General features: G+C 37.1%; 18 protein-coding genes and 2 tRNA genes. 8 read left to right on the forward strand and 12 right to left on the reverse strand.

Annotated features, from left to right (window positions below):
* Positions 1 to 23 precede the first annotated feature (23 nt).
* The 3 genes from H8744_RS14560 to H8744_RS14570 are packed head-to-tail and all read right to left on the reverse strand — an operon-like array spanning position 24 to position 3,245.
* Positions 24 to 407: a GtrA family protein gene (locus H8744_RS14560; protein WP_262435524.1), complete on the reverse strand. Its 384-nt coding sequence runs from the start codon at positions 405 to 407 to the stop codon at positions 24 to 26.
* Positions 408 to 2,165 carry an aspartate--tRNA ligase gene (aspS, locus tag H8744_RS14565; RefSeq protein ID WP_262435525.1) on the reverse strand — a complete coding sequence of 586 codons (1,758 nt, stop codon included), beginning with the start codon at positions 2,163 to 2,165 and terminating at the stop codon, positions 408 to 410.
* A gap of 57 nt (positions 2,166 to 2,222) precedes the next feature.
* Complete coding sequence (locus tag H8744_RS14570; RefSeq protein WP_305067386.1) at positions 2,223 to 3,245, reverse strand: diacylglycerol/lipid kinase family protein; 1,023 nt, start codon at positions 3,243 to 3,245, stop codon at positions 2,223 to 2,225.
* 222 nt (positions 3,246 to 3,467) lie between these two features.
* Between H8744_RS14570 and spt the strand changes: the two genes are divergently transcribed.
* Positions 3,468 to 4,652: a serine palmitoyltransferase gene (gene spt, locus H8744_RS14575; protein ID WP_262435527.1), complete on the forward strand. Its 1,185-nt coding sequence runs from the start codon at positions 3,468 to 3,470 to the stop codon at positions 4,650 to 4,652.
* A 106-nt stretch (positions 4,653 to 4,758) separates the two neighbouring features.
* Here spt and H8744_RS14580 read toward each other — a convergent pair whose 3' ends face one another.
* Positions 4,759 to 4,941 carry a hypothetical protein gene (locus H8744_RS14580; protein WP_262435528.1) on the reverse strand — a complete coding sequence of 61 codons (183 nt, stop codon included), beginning with the start codon at positions 4,939 to 4,941 and terminating at the stop codon, positions 4,759 to 4,761.
* Between the two features lie 46 nt (positions 4,942 to 4,987).
* Positions 4,988 to 5,344 carry a DUF1622 domain-containing protein gene (locus H8744_RS14585; protein ID WP_262435529.1) on the reverse strand — a complete coding sequence of 119 codons (357 nt, stop codon included), beginning with the start codon at positions 5,342 to 5,344 and terminating at the stop codon, positions 4,988 to 4,990.
* Positions 5,345 to 5,568: 224 nt separating this feature from the next.
* Here H8744_RS14585 and H8744_RS14590 point away from each other — a divergent pair.
* Both H8744_RS14590 and H8744_RS14595 read left to right on the forward strand, forming a co-directional pair.
* Positions 5,569 to 5,643 (forward strand) — tRNA-Pro (locus H8744_RS14590).
* A 38-nt stretch (positions 5,644 to 5,681) separates the two neighbouring features.
* Positions 5,682 to 5,756, forward strand: a tRNA-Pro gene (locus tag H8744_RS14595).
* A gap of 47 nt (positions 5,757 to 5,803) precedes the next feature.
* Here the strand turns inward: H8744_RS14595 and H8744_RS14600 are convergent.
* Entirely contained in the window at positions 5,804 to 6,508 is a 705-nt protein-coding gene (locus tag H8744_RS14600; RefSeq protein ID WP_262435530.1) for a tRNA1(Val) (adenine(37)-N6)-methyltransferase, read from the reverse strand.
* Between the two features lie 189 nt (positions 6,509 to 6,697).
* On the opposite strand from H8744_RS14600, the gene lon reads away from it, so the two are divergent.
* From lon to H8744_RS14615, 3 genes are read left to right on the forward strand one after another with little or no spacing between them, the layout of a single operon-like run.
* The gene (lon, locus tag H8744_RS14605; protein WP_305067509.1) at positions 6,698 to 9,163 is read left to right on the forward strand and encodes an endopeptidase La; all 2,466 of its coding nucleotides are present in this window, start codon (positions 6,698 to 6,700) and stop codon (positions 9,161 to 9,163) included.
* Positions 9,160 to 10,290, forward strand: a complete 1,131-nt coding sequence (gene tgt, locus H8744_RS14610; protein WP_262435532.1) for a tRNA guanosine(34) transglycosylase Tgt — start codon at positions 9,160 to 9,162, stop codon at positions 10,288 to 10,290. The genes lon and tgt overlap by 4 nt, the downstream gene beginning before the upstream one ends.
* Positions 10,291 to 10,293: 3 nt before the next feature.
* Positions 10,294 to 11,391 carry an LptF/LptG family permease gene (locus tag H8744_RS14615; protein ID WP_262435533.1) on the forward strand — a complete coding sequence of 366 codons (1,098 nt, stop codon included), beginning with the start codon at positions 10,294 to 10,296 and terminating at the stop codon, positions 11,389 to 11,391.
* A gap of 172 nt (positions 11,392 to 11,563) precedes the next feature.
* On the opposite strand, the gene H8744_RS14620 is transcribed toward H8744_RS14615, so the two are convergent.
* Positions 11,564 to 12,067 carry a peroxiredoxin family protein gene (locus tag H8744_RS14620; RefSeq protein ID WP_262435534.1) on the reverse strand — a complete coding sequence of 168 codons (504 nt, stop codon included), beginning with the start codon at positions 12,065 to 12,067 and terminating at the stop codon, positions 11,564 to 11,566.
* Positions 12,068 to 12,332: 265 nt separating this feature from the next.
* Between H8744_RS14620 and serB the strand changes: the two genes are divergently transcribed.
* A complete protein-coding gene (serB, locus tag H8744_RS14625) occupies positions 12,333 to 13,556 on the forward strand; it encodes a phosphoserine phosphatase SerB (protein WP_262435535.1) in 1,224 nt (407 codons plus the stop codon).
* A 51-nt stretch (positions 13,557 to 13,607) separates the two neighbouring features.
* The gene (locus H8744_RS14630) at positions 13,608 to 14,846 is read left to right on the forward strand and encodes a DEAD/DEAH box helicase (protein WP_262435536.1); all 1,239 of its coding nucleotides are present in this window, start codon (positions 13,608 to 13,610) and stop codon (positions 14,844 to 14,846) included.
* A gap of 24 nt (positions 14,847 to 14,870) precedes the next feature.
* Here the strand turns inward: H8744_RS14630 and H8744_RS14635 are convergent, their stop codons facing one another.
* Genes H8744_RS14635 through H8744_RS14655 form a run of 5 tightly spaced genes read right to left on the reverse strand, consistent with a single transcriptional unit; the run spans position 14,871 to position 19,713 of the window.
* Positions 14,871 to 15,668 (reverse strand): DUF4738 domain-containing protein, encoded by a 798-nt coding sequence (locus H8744_RS14635; RefSeq protein WP_262435537.1) that lies wholly within the window; start codon positions 15,666 to 15,668, stop codon positions 14,871 to 14,873.
* 35 nt (positions 15,669 to 15,703) lie between these two features.
* Complete coding sequence (locus H8744_RS14640) at positions 15,704 to 17,020, reverse strand: UDP-glucose dehydrogenase family protein (RefSeq protein ID WP_262435538.1); 1,317 nt, start codon at positions 17,018 to 17,020, stop codon at positions 15,704 to 15,706.
* Positions 17,021 to 17,047: 27 nt separating this feature from the next.
* Positions 17,048 to 17,596 (reverse strand): dTDP-4-dehydrorhamnose 3,5-epimerase, encoded by a 549-nt coding sequence (rfbC, locus tag H8744_RS14645; RefSeq protein ID WP_262435539.1) that lies wholly within the window; start codon positions 17,594 to 17,596, stop codon positions 17,048 to 17,050.
* Between the two features lie 2 nt (positions 17,597 to 17,598).
* Positions 17,599 to 19,005 carry a capsule assembly Wzi family protein gene (locus tag H8744_RS14650; protein ID WP_305067387.1) on the reverse strand — a complete coding sequence of 469 codons (1,407 nt, stop codon included), beginning with the start codon at positions 19,003 to 19,005 and terminating at the stop codon, positions 17,599 to 17,601.
* Between the two features lie 3 nt (positions 19,006 to 19,008).
* Entirely contained in the window at positions 19,009 to 19,713 is a 705-nt protein-coding gene (locus H8744_RS14655; protein WP_262435541.1) for a sugar transferase, read from the reverse strand.
* Between the last annotated feature and the right edge of the window lie 134 nt (positions 19,714 to 19,847).

The following is a 19,847-nucleotide window of genomic DNA, read 5'->3' on the forward strand; positions in this document are numbered from 1 at the left end:
CTTCCGTCCGATGGAATTGGGGATTAACGGAAAGTGAGTTTCTTATTGGTAATGAAATTGACCGATCCGTATATGAATAGACCGAAGAATTGTGCCAGGTACTCATTTACATTCCAAGCTTCCACTAACAATATAAGGAACAGGAACTGGGCACTGTAAGCTATTCCGAAAGCTATACTGAAGAACAACATCTGCTGCCAGATGTTGTTCTTTTTGTTTTCAGTGGGAAATATCCAATATTTGCTCCAAATGAAATTATGAATCTGAGCCACAACGTACGCAGTTATATTCGCTGGAATATAATCATATGACATTTCGTCCATCATCAACCAAATGACGAAAGCAGTAATCAACGCATTAAGCGTACCTATTAGGGCAAAACGAAAGATGCGTACCGACTCCTTCACTTACTCCTTGATATCAACTACCAGATTCAATTCGTCTAATTGGGATGGATCAAGTGCTGCCGGAGCATCCAGCATTACGTCACGACCAGAATTGTTTTTGGGGAATGCGATACAGTCGCGAATTGAATCCAGTCCGGCAAAGAGAGAGACCCAACGATCTAAGCCATATGCAAGACCACCGTGTGGAGGTGCACCGAACTTGAATGCATTCATTAGGAATCCGAATTGTTCTTGTGCCTTTTCGGGGGTAAAGCCCAAAATTTCGAACATTCTGGCTTGTAACTGGGAGTCATGGATACGGATGGAACCGCCACCAACTTCCACACCATTGATTACCATATCGTAAGCATCGGCACGTACTGCTGCCGGATCGGTGTCCAGTAAAGGTATGTCTTCGTTTTTCGGATGAGTGAACGGATGGTGCATGGCCATCAGTCGACCTTCTTCTTCACTCCATTCAAACATTGGGAAATCTACCACCCACAGGCAGGCAAACTTATTTTTATCGCGCAACCCAAGTTGAGAACCCACCTCCAAACGGAGTTCATTCAACTGCTTACGGGTTTTCATAACATCATCGCCACTCAGTATCAAGATCAAATCACCTGGTTTAGCTCCAAATGCTTCTTTCATCTGTTGCAGAACTTCCTGGCTATAGAATTTGTCTACGCTTGATTTTACGGTTCCGTCAGCCTCGATACGGGCATAAACCATACCCTTGGCACCAATCTGTGGTTTCTTTACAAACTCGGTCAAGGCATCCAATTGCTTGCGGGTATAAGTTGCAGCACCTTCGGCACAAATGCCACCAATGTATGTAGCGTTATCGAATACGGAGAAACCGTGTCCTTTCATTACGTCCATCAGTTCGACAAATGGCATACCGAAACGTAAGTCAGGTTTATCACTACCATAATATTTCATGGCATCTGCCCACGTCATGCGTTGGAAGGGTTCCGTCAATTCGATACCGCGCATTGTTTTAAATAGATGCTTAGCCATACCTTCGAATGTGTTAATTATGTCGTCTTGTTCAACGAAGCTCATTTCACAGTCGATCTGTGTAAATTCCGGTTGACGATCCGCACGTAAATCTTCATCGCGGAAACATTTTGCAATCTGGAAATAACGGTCGAAGCCGGAAACCATCAGCAATTGTTTCAAGGTCTGAGGTGACTGCGGCAATGCATAAAACTGTCCCGGATTCATGCGTGAAGGAACTACAAAGTCACGCGCACCTTCCGGTGTAGATCCGATCAATATAGGAGTTTCTACTTCAAGAAATCCCAACTGATCCAAATATTTGCGTACTTCGATGGTCATTTTATGGCGTAGTTCAAGGTTGGAACGAACTGCATTCCGACGTAAGTCAAGGTAACGGTATTTCATTCGAATATCATCACCTCCATCTGTATTATCTTCAATTGTAAAAGGAGGAGTTGCAGATGTATTAAGAATATTCAGTTCCGATACAATGATTTCGATATCTCCGGTAGGAATATTGGCATTTTTATTGAAACGTTCATTTACGGTACCTTTGATTTGTATTACAAATTCACGTCCCAATTTGTTAGCCTGTTCGCACAGTTCTGCGTTTACTTCTTCATTAAACACCAATTGGGTGATTCCGTAACGGTCGCGAAGGTCAATAAAAGTCATACCTCCCATTTTACGGCTGCGCTGTACCCAACCCGCCAGCGTGACTTGCTTATTTACATCGGAGAGTCTCAGTTCTCCACAAGTGTGTGTTCTAAACATATATTTCGTATTTTATAATAATCTTTGTTTAAGTAGCCTGCAAAAGTACACAATTTATTAATCCTTCCGAGTCAATTTCTTAATAATTTTCTGATTTTTGTGAGTGATATTGTCTACGATTGCTTCATTGATCATTTTAATGCCATTGACGTATTCTTGCGCTTTCTGAAGTACATTATTGCTCTCTACCGTATTTCTTGGGACGACCACATATAATCCTCTTTGTATGATTTCGATGTTTATGTCCTCGTCGGCTTGCATCGGATCGCCGTCAAAATGTACGACTCCCGGGTTGTCACGGTGAATACGTAGCTTTCTACAGCGGAAGGTTTTTATGCGGCTATTTTGGTCGAGTGTTTTATTAAATAACTGAAAAGCGAGTGCCGGTACATCAAGTACAGTAAACGGTTCTAGAATTGTGACATCCAAAAGACCGTCATTGAGAGTGGCTTGCGGTGCGATATACGCATTGTTTCCATATTGTGAGGCGTTTCCACAAGCAATAAGGAACGCTTTGTATTTACAAATACCATCCTCCGTCTCAAGTTCATAGGTCTCCGGCTGATAAGTAAGACTTTCTTGCAATGTTTTTTCAAGGTAAGTCAAAGGGCCTCGTTTGCCGGCATTAGCGAATTTCAGACTCACAAAAGCGTCAAAACCGACTCCGCAGGTACAAAAGAAATCTACTCCATTGATTTTGCCATAATCAATGGAATCCATGACTCCATCATTGATTATTTCCAATGCTTTTTTAGGTTCCATGGGAATGTGCAGATGTCTGGCAAGTCCATTTCCTGAGCCACAAGGGATAATTCCGAGTGCGGTTTTCGTATGTACGAGAGAACGCCCTATTTCATTAATAGTGCCGTCTCCACCAATTGCAACTACAATGTCTACATTTTCTCGGGCTGCTTGTGCGGCTATTTCTATTGCATGACCGGCTCTTTCAGTATTTACCACATTCCAAATATATTTTTCCTTATCTATCTTTTCGTTTAATAGATTAAGAATCAGTTCTTTTCCCTGTGTACCTGAAATTGGATTGACAATGAATGTTATTTTCTTCATCTTTTCGTTCATGCTAATTCTTATCGATTGTGGTCGACAAAAGTAATATAAAATTCTTAATTTTAATTCTTTCTACCAAGTCAAAAGCGGAAAGAGTAGTTTTTTTCATTTAAAAAGAACATCCAAAAGCAATTTTTGTTATCTTTGCACCCTGTTTTAAACAGTTATTAAGGAAAAAGATTTTAGGCTGCTGTTCAGCCAGCAACTAAACAAGTGAATATTAAACAACAATTCATGGGATTATTACAAGAGAAGTTAGCTAAATACGACTTGCCACAGCAATATATGGCAATGGGCGTATACCCTTATTTTCGTGAAATCGAAGGAAAACAGGGTACAGAAGTCAACATGGGCGGACACAAAGTGTTGATGTTCGGTTCAAATGCATACACGGGTCTTACTGGAGATGAAAGAGTTATTGAGGCCGGAATTGAGGCTATGAAAAAATACGGTTCAGGTTGTGCCGGCTCACGTTTTTTGAACGGTACGCTTGACTTGCATGTGAAATTGGAAAAGGAACTAGCAGCTTTTGTAGGTAAGGAAGATGCCCTTTGTTTTTCGACTGGTTTTACTGTTAACTCTGGAGTTATAGCTTGTCTGACGGATCGTAATGATTATATTATTTGTGATGATCGCGATCATGCTTCGATAGTGGACGGGCGTCGTTTGTCATTCTCTCAGAATCTTAAATACAAGCATAATGATATGGCCGATCTGGAAAAGCAACTTCAGAAATGTAATCCTGAATCGGTGAAATTAATTATAGTGGACGGTGTGTTTTCTATGGAAGGTGATTTGGCGAATTTGCCTGAGATTGTCCGTCTAAAACATAAATATAATGCAACCATTATGGTGGATGAAGCTCACGGATTAGGTGTTTTTGGAAAGCAAGGACGTGGAGTTTGCGATCATTTTGGCTTGACTGATGAAGTAGACTTAATTATGGGTACTTTTAGTAAGTCATTGGCATCTATTGGGGGATTTATTGCTGCTGATGAATCAATCATTAATTGGTTGCGTCATACGGCTCGTACTTATATTTTCAGTGCATCCAATACTCCGGCAGCTACGGCTTCTGCTCTGAAGGCTCTTCACATCATTCAAGAAGAACCGGAAAGACTGGCTGCCCTTTGGGAAGCTACAAATTATGCTCTGAAGCGTTTCCGTGATGCGGGATTTGAAATAGGTGCAACTGAATCTCCTATTATTCCTCTATATGTTCGTGATACGGAAAAAACTTTCATGGTCACTAAGTTGGCTTTTGATGAAGGAGTTTTTATTAATCCGGTTATTCCACCAGCTTGTGCCCCACAAGATACGCTGGTGCGTGTTGCGTTAATGGCTACGCATACTAAAGAACAGATTGATATCGCTGTAGAGAAATTATTGAAATGCTTTAAGGAATTGGAAATCCTTTAAAAGACAAGGGCTGTTTCCAAAGAAACGGTCAATTAAAGAAAGCCTACCATTCTCGGTTATCATAACAGAGGAAATGGTAGGTTTTCATTATATAGGAATTCAAATTTTAGCCTCTTGATCCTAAACTCTCTAGATCCGGGTTCAACTCTTCAACTACTTTTTGAACTTCCTTTTTGGTTACTTTACTATAAACAGCGATTTGCTGTCCGGGCAATACTTCCGGGTTTTTACTCTCTAGCTTTAATTGTTCTTTTCTCTTTTTAGAGGCATTCTTTTTCTTCGTATCCATATCTTTCAGTTTAGGTTAGTATTGATTGTGTAACAGAAATGTTTCTTTATGGTTCATTCGATGCCTTGCTTTCTACTTCCAACTCTTTTATTTCTTTGTTTAAGAAAACCGAAAGGACTGTACGTAACACAACTACACCCCCAAGAATAGCAAGTTCATTAAGGGTTGGTTCGAGTACTGTTTTTAGAATATCAGAAGCAATGAGGAATTCCAAACCAAGCAGCAAATAAGTTCCGAATGTGGCTCGTAGTTTACGGATATTTATTGGGGAATATTTACCATTGAACCTCATAAGTTCATTAATTAGAAAAGAAATAAAAGCGATCAGTGCCCCATATGTAACAATGAGAAGGCTGATTACGCTTATTATAGTGGCCAAAAAGTTTAGAAAATGTGTAAGCATAGGTCTATTTTCTATATTATTATGAATATTACATTTGGCACCCGGTTTTAGTTCAATCCTTAGTATGAAAACTCTTAGTTTTTTCTTAATAACAAATGATAAATCATAAACAAATGAAGGTCAAATGTTTAATAAATTAATAGCAAAAATATTAGGCTTTAGTATTGCTAATTTGAAAATACTCCCTATCTTTGCACCGCTTTTCGATAGAACGCCTCCATCTTCGGGGTGTAGCGCAGTCCGGTTAGCGCACCTGCTTTGGGAGCAGGGGGTCGTGGGTTCGAATCCCGCTACCCCGACAACTAAAGGAAAAAAGGTCGTTTTAGTGAAAAGTTCTCGGGGTGTAGCGCAGTCCGGTTAGCGCACCTGCTTTGGGAGCAGGGGGTCGTGGGTTCGAATCCCGCTACCCCGACGAAAAGAGAAAGCAGTTACATATTTTTATGTAGCTGCTTTCTCTTTTTACATATTTAAATAATAATCTTTAGTCAGTTTAATGTATTCATTGCTGTATTTATGCCGAGACAATTCAATCAGTAATTCCTCTGTTTGGCATTCTTGTCTTTCAAAAGTAAAGGTAAGCAAATTCCTTTTAGGAGCTTGTCCGGGAGTAGTAATTATATTCAATTGTTGAGATGGATAAAGAGAAAAGTTATTAGCTGTTTCCTTTACTTTATTTACAATGTCCGATGGTATAATAACTGTAAATCTTCCATTTTCCGAAAGCATTTCAGATACGCCTTTTAACAAATCAATATAAGTGAAATTATCATTGTGTCTGGCTGTTTTACGCTGAGAATCCGGGCATTTTAGAGAATCGGTAAAATAAGGTGGATTAGAAACAATAACATCAAAATGTACGGAGGGCTTATATTCTTTGAAATCACCTTCTATGACTTGCATTCTGTCTTTCCATGGAGATTGTTCTATATTCTCTGTAGCTTGTTTAGCGGCATTTGGATCTATTTCTAATGCAACAATAAATGCATCGCTGCGCTGTGCGAGCATCAGTGCTACTAAACCAGTACCAGTGCCGACATCAAGAATTCTATCTGCCCTATCGATATTAGTCCACGCGCCTAACAAGACTCCATCTGTACCTACTTTCATGGCACATTTATCATGCCATACTGTAAACTTCTTAAATTGAAAGAATGGATTTGACATTTCTATTTATTTCTTGTAAGAATTGCCAAAAATAAATAATAATTATGAGACTGCCTTTTTTAAAAACTAATATTTGGCATTGTTTTTGTGTTTTTATTGAACATGGGCTTCATTTTTAATGAATAATCAATTAACTTTGCAAACAATTTATGCCCATCTGCAATGACATAAACTAATTTAAATGAAATGATGAAAGAAAAATATTTAATGGAAGATTCTGATGATAACGCATTCTCTCTGATTACTGATTTTGAAGGAAATGATGAAGAGATGCTAGAAGTAAAGACCCAATCAGGAGATATTCTTCCAGTTCTACCTCTTCGTAATATGGTACTATTTCCGGGAGTGTTCATGCCGGTATCAGTAGGAAGAAAATCATCTCTAAAATTAATTCGGGAAGCTGAAAAGAAAAAGAAGAATATCGCTGTTGTCTGCCAAAAAATAGCGCAGACGGACGAACCGACATTTGAAGATTTGCATACAATAGGTACAATTGCGAAAATAGTACGTGTATTGGAGATGCCGGATCAGACCACCACAGTTATTCTTCAGGGATTTAAACGTATTGAATTAAAGAATATCATAGAAACTTCCCCTTATTTAAAGGGAGAAGTAGAGGTGAAAAACGAAGATATTCCTGCTAAAGATGATAAAGAGTTTCAAGCATTAGTTGAATCTTGCAAAGATTTAACAATACGTTTTATAAAATCATCCGACTCTCTGCATCAAGATTCTGCATTTGCAATCAAGAACATCAACAACCATATGTTTCTTGTTGATTTTATGTGTACTAATATTCCATTGAAGAAGGATGAAAAAATAGAATTGTTGCGTTTTGATTCTTTGAGGGAACGTGCTTATCGTTTACTTGAGATTCTTAATAGGGAGGTTCAACTTGCGGAAATAAAAGCATCCATTCAAATGCGGGCTCGAGAAGATATCGATCAACAACAGCGGGAATATTTTTTGCAACAACAGATAAAAACCATTCAGGATGAATTAGGTGGTGGCGGCCAGGAGCAGGAAATAGAGGAGATGCGCAATAAATCATTAAAAATGAAATGGGGAGAAGAAGTACAGGAACTTTTCCTTAAAGAATTGGCTAAATTAGAGCGTACCCATCCGCAATCTCCTGACTATAGCGTTCAGTTGAACTATCTGCAAACTATGTTGAGTTTGCCATGGGGAGTTTACACCACAGATAATCTGAATTTAAAAAGCGCAGAAAAGACATTGAATAAAGATCATTATGGTCTAGAGAAGGTTAAAGAGCGCATTTTGGAACATTTGGCGGTGTTGAAGCTGAAAGGCGATATGAAATCTCCGATTATATGTTTGTACGGCCCCCCCGGGGTGGGTAAAACTTCTTTAGGGAAATCGATAGCAGCCGCTTTGAAAAGAAAATATATGCGTATGTCTTTAGGTGGCGTTCACGATGAAGCGGAAATACGTGGACATCGTAAAACTTACATTGGTGCAATGCCCGGACGTATTATCAAGAGTTTGATTAAAGCTGGCTCTTCTAATCCGGTATTTATACTGGATGAGATTGATAAAGTTAGTGCTGATCGTCAGGGAGATCCTTCGTCTGCTCTTCTAGAAGTTCTTGATCCCGAACAGAATACAACATTTCATGATAATTTCTTGGATGTTGATTATGATCTTTCTAAAATAATGTTCATTGCTACGGCCAATAATCTTAATACGATTCCAGAACCATTATTGGATCGTATGGAGCTAATTGAAGTTAGTGGATACATTACTGAAGAAAAAATAGAAATAGCCCGTAAACATTTAGTTCCTAAAGAACTGGAAGCAAACGGTATGAAGAAGACCGATATTAAGATTCCAAAAGAGACAATAGAAGCTATAATCGAATCGTATACTCGTGAAAGCGGAGTACGTGAACTGGAAAAGAAAATAGATAAAATACTTCGTAAATCTGCGCGTCAATATGCTACGGATGGTTATTTCTTAAAAACAGAGATCAAGCCTACCGATCTTTATGACTTCTTGGGTGCCCCGGAATATACCCGTGATAAATATCAGGGAAATGAATATGCCGGAGTTGTTACAGGATTGGCATGGACTGCAGTTGGAGGTGAAATTTTATTTGTCGAAACTAGCTTGAGCCGTGGGAAAGGTGGTCGATTGACTCTGACAGGTAACTTGGGTGATGTAATGAAAGAATCTGCCATGTTGGCGCTTGAGTATATTAAAGCACATGTTTCGTTATTAAAATTGGATGAAGAAATCTTTGATAACTGGAATATTCATGTTCATGTACCCGAAGGTGCTATTCCGAAAGATGGCCCTTCTGCTGGAATTACTATGGCGACTTCTTTAGCTTCTGCTTTGACACAACGAAAAGTGAAGGCAAATCTTGCCATGACTGGTGAGATTACATTACGTGGAAAAGTACTACCAGTCGGTGGAATTAAAGAAAAGATATTGGCGGCTAAACGAGCTGGTATCAAGGAAATCATTTTGAGTGTAGAAAATAAAAAGAATATAGATGAAATTCAGGATATTTATTTAAAAGGATTGACATTTCATTATGTGTCTGATGTGAAAGAAGTATTTGCTATCGCTCTGACAGATGAAAAAGTAGCCGATGCAATAGATTTATCCGTAAAGAAAAATAGCCAGGAATGACATTCGATTTACAATATACAGATGCTAAAAGTAATGCCCGTGCCGGTCTGATCTTTACAGGCCACGGGCAGATACAGACACCGATTTTTATGCCGGTAGGAACACTTGGAACTGTAAAGGGGGTACATCTTACTGAATTGAAAGAGGATATTGAGGCTCAGATCATACTTGGTAATACATATCATTTATATCTTCGTCCAGGTCTGGATGTTATTGAAAAAGCCGGAGGGTTGCATAAATTTAATGGATTTGATCGTCCGATGTTGACTGATAGTGGTGGCTTTCAAGTCTTTTCTTTGGCTGGAATACGTAAACTGAGGGAAGAAGGGGCTGAATTTCGTTCACATATCGATGGAAGCAAACATATATTTACTCCGGAAAAAGTGATGGATATCGAACGTACCATCGGAGCTGACATTATGATGGCTTTTGATGAATGCCCGCCTGGAGATTCAGATTATGACTATGCCAAAAAGTCATTAGGACTGACACACCGATGGCTGGATAGATGTATTAAGCGTTTCAATGAAACTGAACCCAAATATGGCTATCAGCAATCTCTTTTTCCAATTGTTCAAGGATGCGTCTATACGGATCTTCGTAAACAATCTGCTGAATTTGTAGCTTCAAAAGAAGCGGATGGGAACGCCATTGGTGGTTTGGCTGTAGGTGAACCTGTCGATAAAATGTATGAAATGATTGAAGTTGTTAATGAAATACTACCTCAAGATAAACCTCGTTATTTGATGGGGGTCGGTACACCTGTTAACATTTTGGAAGGCATCGAACGCGGTGTTGATATGTTTGATTGTGTGATGCCAACTCGTAATGGACGGAATGGTATGCTTTTTACTAAAGATGGCATTATAAATATGCGTAATAAGAAATGGGAAATGGACTTCTCTCCTATTGAAGTTGATGGTGCTTCAGTGGTAGATACGCTTTATAGCAAAGCATATTTACGTCATTTATTCCATGCCCAAGAACTCTTAGCTATGCAGATTGCATCTATCCATAACTTGGCATTTTATTTATGGTTGGTAGGAGAAGCACGTAAACATATTATTGCCGGTGATTTTTCTATTTGGAAACCGCAAATGGTAAAAAGAGTGTCAACAAGACTATAAGCAATGAGAAGTAACCGATTTATCAAACTGCTCGACTGGTATATCATTAAGAAATTCTTGGGTACTTACGTCTTTGCTATCGCACTGATTATCTCAATTGCGGTGGTATTTGACTTCAATGAGAAAATGGATAAGTTTATGGAGCGTGAAGCCCCATGGTCTGCCATCGTCTTTGATTATTATATGAATTTCATTCCCTATTTTGCGAATTTATTCAGTCCATTATTCGTTTTTATTGCTGTTATCTTTTTTACATCAAAGTTGGCTGAAAATTCGGAGATTATTGCAATGTTCTCTACGGGGATGAGTTTTAAACGCTTGATGCGTCCCTATATGATTTCAGCTGCCGTAATTGCTATAACTACGTATACATTAGGATCCTATGTTATTCCAAAAGGTAGCGTTACTCGTCTTAATTTTGAAGATAGATATGTGAAGCCCAAAAAGAAAACTAGTGTACGTAATGTGCAGCTTGAGGTCGACAGTGGAGTTATTGCTTATATTGATAACTATCGGGATTATGATAAAACCGGGAATCGTTTTTCTTTAGATAAATTTGTCGATAAGAAATTGGTCTCTCATCTTACTGCACGGAAAATAGTGTATGATACTACTACTGTTAATAAATGGACTATTCATGATTATATGATACGTGAATTGGACGGATTGAAAGAGAGAATTATTAAAGGAGAACGGATAGATTCTATTATAAACATGGATCCCTCAGATTTTCTTATAATGAAGAATCAGCAGGAAATGCTTACTAGTCCGGAGCTAAGTGAATATATTGATAAACAGAGGCGACGTGGATTTGCAAATATTAAAGAATTTGAGATAGAATATCATAAACGTATAGCTATGTCTTTTGCTTCATTCATATTGACTGTAATAGGACTATCGCTTTCATCCAGAAAAACGAAAGGTGGCATGGGACTTCATCTAGGTATCGGATTGGGACTTAGCTTTTCGTATATTCTGTTCCAGACTATAACTTCTACCTTCGCTGTAAACGGAAATGTGCCACCGATGATAGCGGTTTGGATACCTAACATATTGTATACATTTATAGCATTCTATTTATACAAAAAAGCCCCAAAGTAAGGGTTTATATCGAAAAAATAAAAAAGTCCCGCTTGCTTCTATTAAGCATTTGCGGGACTTCTTTTTGTTGTATTAATTTCCTCTTTTGTCTATTTACGGATATGCATAGATTCAAACTCTGTGTATCCGGAAATTTCCACTTTCATCCTATGCTTAAAGATTCATCAGTATGTTATCCGATTTCATTTACATAGGCAGAAAGATCTGCAGCAGAGATGTTTTTGGCAATAATAACACCATTTCCATCTAATAAATAGTTAGTGAATCCACGGTTCAAACGGTATTTCTTAAATAAACCGGAATCTTCGCCTTTGGTTTCCACGAAACATGTAGGCGTAACTATTTGATCCTTACGAATAGTTTCTTCAAAAATCGAATGATATTCATCAAACGATATGGAAACCATTTCCAAATTTTGGGCACCGCGGAGTATGTTATTTAAACTAACATTTTGCATTCGAGACTGCGCATCATAACTTGCCCAAAAACTTAACAACACATATCGGCCTTTGAAATCAGCCAACTTAAGAGGGTGTTGTACCCCTGATGTAGATTCGATTTTAAAATCAGGAGCTACATCTCCCACACTCAAGCCTCCAGTCGGTTTATCTTTTTCAACGAAGGCTGTCAAAGAACAAATTAGTAATACAACAAAAATCCACTTTACATGTTTCATGTAATACGGTTTTGGTTAATACTATCCGGGACTGTTTTTAAACAGTGATTTCACCCCAGAACATCGTCTTTTCCGGCATTAAATGGAGAGGAATCCACTGATTGTCAATGCCTTTAATTCAGAAATCGGGTGCAAAGGTAAGTATTTATCAAATTATCTTCCAAATAAACAAGTAAAAATCTTACTTTTTGGGCGTATTTTTTTATGTTCTTTAGCATAGAAACCAGCTTTTTTCTCTATTTTTGCAGGATTAATTATACTGATTATGCAACTATCGAATACTGAACTCATACTTATACGTATAACGGGCGAAGATCGTCCGGGATTAACGGCATCTGTAACTGAGATATTGGCTAAATATGACGCTACTATTTTAGATATCGGGCAAGCGGATATTCATAATACATTATCACTTGGAATCCTTTGCATGACCGAAGAGCAACATTCCGGATTTATAATGAAAGAGTTACTATTCAAGGCTTCATCTTTAGGAGTTACTATTCGCTTTTATCCCATAACGGCCGAAGAATATGAAAGTTGGGTTAAGATGCAAGGTAAGAATCGCTATATTCTTACTTTGTTAGGCCGTAAGCTTTCTGCAAAGCAAATTGCCGCAACAACAGGTATCCTTGCTGAACAGGGTATGAATATTGATGCAATTAAACGTTTGACGGGGCGGATTCCATTAAATGAATGTGAAGCTCGTACACGTGCTTGTATTGAGTTTTCAGTACGTGGCACTCCAAAAGACCGCATTATTATGCAAGAGCATTTGATGAAGTTGGCGAGTGAACTTGAAATGGATTTCTCTTTCCAACTTGATAATATGTATCGCCGAATGCGTCGATTGATCTGTTTCGACATGGATTCAACATTAATTGAAACCGAAGTTATCGATGAACTGGCTATACGTGCAGGTGTGGGCGATCAGGTGAAAGAAATTACAGAACGCGCTATGCGGGGTGAAATTGATTTTACAGAGAGTTTTAAAGAACGAGTTGCTTTACTTAAGGGACTAGATGAATCTGTAATGCAAGAAATCGCGGAAAATCTTCCTATTACTGAAGGAGTGGATCGTTTAATGTATGTATTGAAAAAGTACGGTTACAAAATAGCCATTTTAAGTGGGGGCTTTACCTATTTCGGAAAATACCTTCAGCAGAAGTATGGCATAGATTATGTATATGCGAATGAATTGGAGATTGTGGATGGAAAGTTAACCGGACGTTATTTGGGGGATGTGGTTGACGGTAAACGGAAAGCTGAACTTTTACGTTTGATAGCACAAGTTGAGAAAGTAGATATCGCACAAACCATTGCTGTAGGTGATGGTGCCAATGATCTCCCGATGTTGGGTATCGCAGGTTTGGGAATTGCATTTCATGCCAAACCAAAAGTCGTGGCCAATGCCAAACAATCGATAAATACCATAGGCTTAGATGGTGTACTTTATTTTCTTGGTTTTAAAGATTCCTATTTGAATATGTAGTACTCTAGGTACTGAAAGAATTTTATTATTAGTAATTAGTAATTAATTGAAATGAAGTTTTCCGAATTGAAATTAAACGACCGTGTACTTGAAGCACTTGATGCAATGCGGTTTGATGAATGTACGCCAATACAGGAGCAAGCTATTCCTGTCATACTTGAGGGCAGGGATTTAATTGCCGTAGCCCAAACCGGGACTGGAAAGACTGCGGCATTTTTATTACCTATATTGAATAAACTCTCAGAGGGAAACCATCCGGAAGATTCTATCAATTGTGTGATTATGTCTCCTACCCGAGAATTAGCTCAACAAATAGATCAGCAGATGGAAGGCTTTTCTTATTTTATGCCGATATCAAACGTAGCAGTATATGGAGGAAATGATGGAATACTTTTTGAGCAACAAAAAAAAGGTCTCACACTTGGAGCGGATGTGGTAATTGCTACGCCTGGCCGTTTAATAGCTCATCTTAGCTTGGGATATGTTGATCTTTCCAAAGTTTCATATTTTATTTTGGATGAAGCAGACCGTATGCTTGATATGGGATTTTACGATGATATTATGCAAATTGTGAAATACCTTCCTAAAGAACGTCAGACTATCATGTTCTCTGCAACGATGCCTGCAAAAATACAACAACTAGCCAAAACGATTCTGAATGATCCAGCTGAAGTAAAATTAGCCGTTTCTAAACCTGCTGAAAAAATTATTCAGGCTGCATATATGTGTTATGAAAATCAGAAATTGGGAATTGTACGTAGTTTATTTGCTGAGGAAGTTCCTGAACGAGTAATCATTTTCGCTTCATCTAAAATTAAAGTCAAAGAAGTTGCTAAAGCTCTGAAAATGATGAAACTTAACGTGGGTGAAATGCATTCGGATCTTGATCAGGCACAGCGGGAATTTATCATGCATGAATTTAAATCCGGGAGAATTAATATATTGGTAGCAACCGATATTGTATCTCGGGGAATTGATATTGATGATATTCGGTTGGTTATTAATTTTGATGTGCCACATGATAGTGAAGATTATGTTCATCGTATTGGACGTACTGCAAGAGCTAATAATGATGGGGTAGCTATTACCTTTGTCAGTGAAAAAGATCAAACGAATTTCAAGAATATAGAAAAATTCTTAGAAAGAAGTATTTATAAGATACCGGTTCCTTCTGAGCTAGGTGAATCTCCTGTATATAATCCTCGGGTAAGAGGTAATGGTAATAATAAGAAGTCCTGGGGATCTCGTAAACATTCATCAAATAACAGCCGGAACTCAAAACAAAAATAGTGATAACAGATGGTATACTGATTATTATTTCATTGGATCAATAATCAGTTTTCCATCAAATGTAACCAAGAGATTTATAATATTACATACAGAACTTTCTGGAATGCATATTGTAGCCTGATAATGGAATCCTTGGTTGTCAATCTCTTTGAAATCCATATCAGATAAAATAGATTGTTGAAGAAAATCAGGAGAAATTATTTTCTCAAAATTTTGTCTCGTTATATCACTTGCATACAAGCAAGTACGCCCTTCATATATACAAATATGCATAATATTATCATAATAGATATTGTCCATACTCATTCCGTCTTCTGAATAGGTTGTTTTTATCACCTTTATTTTGGACGGGTTTATATATACATATGCCCTATAGCGGTTTCCATTATGTGTTATTACACTATCCTTTTTAGTAACATCAGTATAGATGGGAATTACTTCAGCAGATTTTACTGAAAAAGCCAATGAATCATTCGGATCTTCTGATTTATGAAGTTTTACGATATTATCGGAAATAGAATGAAATGAAAAAGAATATTCTGTTTGTCGGTCTATCAAATATCGTGTCAATTCATTACCATATGTATAAAAAGTATCTTTCAATATTTTAAAATAAACCGGGGCACTTTGTGTATCAGTATAATATATGGTATCTCCTTTTATGAGCATTAAGGGATTGTCACTTTCATCATCCAACCAAATTCCTTGCAATAACTCTTTTGCTGTAAGGTCTTCGCTCTGTCCGGAAATATTTTGCTTTTGAGCATTGTTACACGCTGCAAGCAAAAATATCAATAATACAATTGTGATATATCTGATCATTCATTTAGTTTTGTGCAAAATTACACAAAATCTTCTCATTTACCAATATAATGATATATGAATCCTTGTTCTTCCATTTCTTTTCTATCATAGATATTTCTACCATCCAAAACTATCTTCTGTAACATTGTTTTTTTGATTACTGCCCATGAAGGCAAACGGAATTCTTTCCATTCTGTTACTAACAATAAAGCATCCGCATCAAGTACAGCATCGTACATATCTCGTGCAAAATAGATAGTATTATCCCCTACTCTTCTTTTACATTCTTCCATAGCTGCTGGATCATATGCTCGTATACTACAACCTGCTTTTATAAGTTTATCTATCAATACCAAAGATGGAGCTTCTCGCATATCATCAGTTTCTGGTTTGAAGGCAAGCCCCCAAAGAGCTATTGTTTTACCTTTTAAATTTCCGTCAAACTGTTTTAAGAGTTTCTCAAATAAAATACTTTTTTGTATCTCATTTACCTCTTCTACGGCTTTCAAAACACGCATTTTATATCCGTTTTGTTCGGCTGTTTTTATTAGAGCCTTTACGTCCTTTGGAAAGCAAGAACCACCGTATCCTATACCTGGATAAAGAAATTTACGTCCAATACGTGTATCTGAGCCTATTCCACTACGAACCATGTTTACATCTGCCCCTACTAATTCGCAAAGATTGGCTATGTCGTTCATGAAACTAATCCGAGTTGCCAGCATTGAATTGGCTGCATATTTAGTCATTTCAGCAGATGGAATATCCATGAAAATTACTCGAAAATTGTTCAATAAGAAAGGTTTGTAAAGCTTTGACATGATCTTTTCAGCGCGTACGGATTCAACCCCTACAACTACACGATCCGGACTCATAAAATCACTGATGGCATTTCCTTCTTTCAAGAATTCCGGATTGGAGGCCACATCGAATTCAATATTAACTTTCCTTTTATCCAGTTCGTCTTGAATTGCTTTGCGTACTTTTTGGGCAGTTCCTACCGGCACAGTACTCTTGGTTACTACCAGTTTATATTTGTTCATATAGCGTCCAATGGTACGAGCTACTTCAAGTACATAACTCAAATCTGCACTTCCGTCTTCGTCAGGAGGGGTACCTACAGCACTAAAAATAACTTCAACGTCATTCAGACAACTCTCCAAAGAAGTGGTAAATTTTAAACGGTCAGATTTTGCATTTCGAAGAACCATTTCTTCCAATCCTGGTTCGTAAATGGGAATAATACCTTTTTTTAATGCCTCTATTTTATTGATATTTGTATCAACACAAGTAACATCTACTCCTATTTCAGCGAAACAAGTTCCTGTAACTAAACCTACATATCCAGTACCAACAATTGCTATTTTCATGATTTTAATATATTTAATAGGAAAAGATTATATATAATATTCTGCTTCATTAAAGGATTTAGCATGCTTATCTTTTTCAGATAAAATTAATAGATTCTCTGCAATTGACCAATCTATCTTTAAGAAATCGTCAGAATATAATATAGTTGATTCAGAATCAGGTTTATATATATTATCTACTTTGTAAGTGAAAATCGCTTCATTGCTCAATACTAAAAAACCATGAGCGAATCCTCTCGGAATAAAAAATTGCTTTTTGTTTTTATCAGAAAGTACTACACTTACGTGTTTACCAAAGGTTGGTGATGTTTGACGCAAATCCACTGCAACATCTAATACTTCCCCCATAATCACTCTTACTAATTTGGCTTGACTATATTCTCCTCTTTGATAGTGTAATCCCCGTAATACCCCAAAAGAAGATTTTGATTCATTGTCTTGGATAAAATTTACTTTTCCGATATGTGTTTCAAACTCCTGCTTTTTAAAAGCTTCCATGAAATAACCTCTATTATCAGAAAAGACTTCTGGTTCTATGAGCCAAACACCATCAATTTCGGTCTGTATATAGTTCATTTTCAGATATTTTTACGAATTTTTAATTGGAAACCTAAATTGTCCCCATAAATACCTCCTATATCAAATGCAGCCGATGCAGTAAAACACCACCCTTGCAATTTTTGAGGAATATATTTAAACTCTGCAAAAGTAGAGAAATTTTCTAATATTTCGGGAATTGGTTTAAAAGGAGTACCCCATGTTCTATTAAAAGATAATTTAGCGCGGTAAGTCCATTCTTTGCATAGATAGCCACTCCACCCCAAATGAACAGCTTTAACTCGATTGTATTTGAATGATAAAATTCCGTCTTTATTGTAAATTGGTGACGCGATTAAAGGATTTCCTATTCCCATTCCCCAATGTACCCAGCCTGGATACCAAGTATTATTATAATAATCATCGGCTCCTCCTGTTTTATTCACAATAGAATTTTCAGGTCCATGCATCGGGCCACTTTGATTGGTTGTCTGATAATATTCTAGAACAATATTATTAATTCCTTGGGTACGTTTTGTTTTATATTCTATGCCCCATAATCCATCTAGTCCATTTTGCTTTCCCATACCAGAAAAATCATCGTAATAGTTCTCTAAATATGCGCTTATAGAAAAGTTTTTATGCTTATATGTTATTTTTAAATGTTCGCTACCCATATAATTTCCTTGATACCAAGCTTCTCCTCCTCCATTACGAGGAATAAGTGCATGAAAGTAATCTTTCAATCCGTTTCCTAAATTTCCTTCATCTAAACCTCTAATCTTATACCCTCCAAATTGGTCATCTAAACTCATGCCTATGTCCATCTGCCAATGACTTAAAGGTTTTCCAAATCTAAAGAAAAAGCTCTTATGATGGTATTTTATATTTTTAGTATAAGATTGTGTACTACTGACATTTTTTTCTTGGTATTTATTATCTGTAAACCAGCCAAAAGAAAGTTCAGCTTTCACTTGTATTCCAGGCGATAAATGTACGTAATCAAATATTCCGATAGCAACTTGAGGTATGGGGCGAGCATTTCCTGACCAAGTGAGGCCACCACTGCTCAATTGTTGATTTAACAAGGGAGAGTCTATTTCTCGACTTCCTGCCCATAAACCAATCCATTTATAGCGAACATCTGCGTATGCTTGGTGAAGTATAAATGTTGAAGTGAAGCCAGCTGCTACAGCCATGTCAAGCCGGCCTCCTATTTTCCATGAATGTAATGTATCGTTATAAGATACATTTCCACGTAAATAAGTATTATCTTTTATTGAAGATAATCCATGTTGATTACTTACTAACCATAAAGGAGAATTATTTCCCGTATGTACAGTTGCTCCATATTCCACAAACGTATGTAGGTTTTGTGTACAAACATTTTCTGTAATCAACAAAAGACATATAAAAAATAGTTTGTGTAATTTGGCAAAAGTGTGCATTGATTATTTTTTTATCATTACTCCTACTGTGCGGAACATAATTTTTAGATCCAATAATACAGACCAGTGTTGGATATACCACAAATCGTATTCAACACGCATTTTTACTCTTTTGATATCTCTTTCTCCACGCAATCCATTTACTTGTGCCCAACCAGTTATACCTGGTTTTACAGCATATCGCAGAGGATATATGTCAATTTTGCTAATATATTCTTCATCATGCACTAGCATATGTGGTCTAGGCCCTATAATAGACATGTCTCCTTTCAATACATTCCAAAATTGAGGTAGTTCATCAAGACTAGTAGTTCGTAAAAAATTTCCTAACGAATATTTGTTCATTTGTGGATCCACGTATTCGTCCGCTCTATTTTTGGCATCCATAGTCCTAAATTTATAACAAATAAAGATTTTCCCATCTTTTCCAGTTCGTTTCTGTTTAAACATAACAGGACCCGGCATACATACTTTTATGCAACATGCTATAATTAAATAAACCCACGGAAAAACAAACACTAAAATTATTAGAGCAGTTATGATATCAAATACACGTTTAACCATTTTACAAGCAGGGCGCATTAGATGCGCATCTTTTAATAAAATATGTACATTCATTTCGTTATATAACGAATTTGATTCCGTTATATTGTTTCTTGTGATCAAAGAATCACAAATATCACTGGCTTGTTGAATTATACTTTCCATATTTCCAAAAACAGCATGAATAAAAAACTTCCAAATAATATCAAATTAGGATATGAGCATTTTATATTTTAATATCCATTACCATTTATTAAACGCAAAAGAATTGTATTAATTGCCTTCACCGAATAGAAATT

It is taken from the genome of Jilunia laotingensis, assembly GCF_014385165.1.
Classification (GTDB): Bacteria; Bacteroidota; Bacteroidia; order Bacteroidales; family Bacteroidaceae; genus Bacteroides; species Bacteroides laotingensis.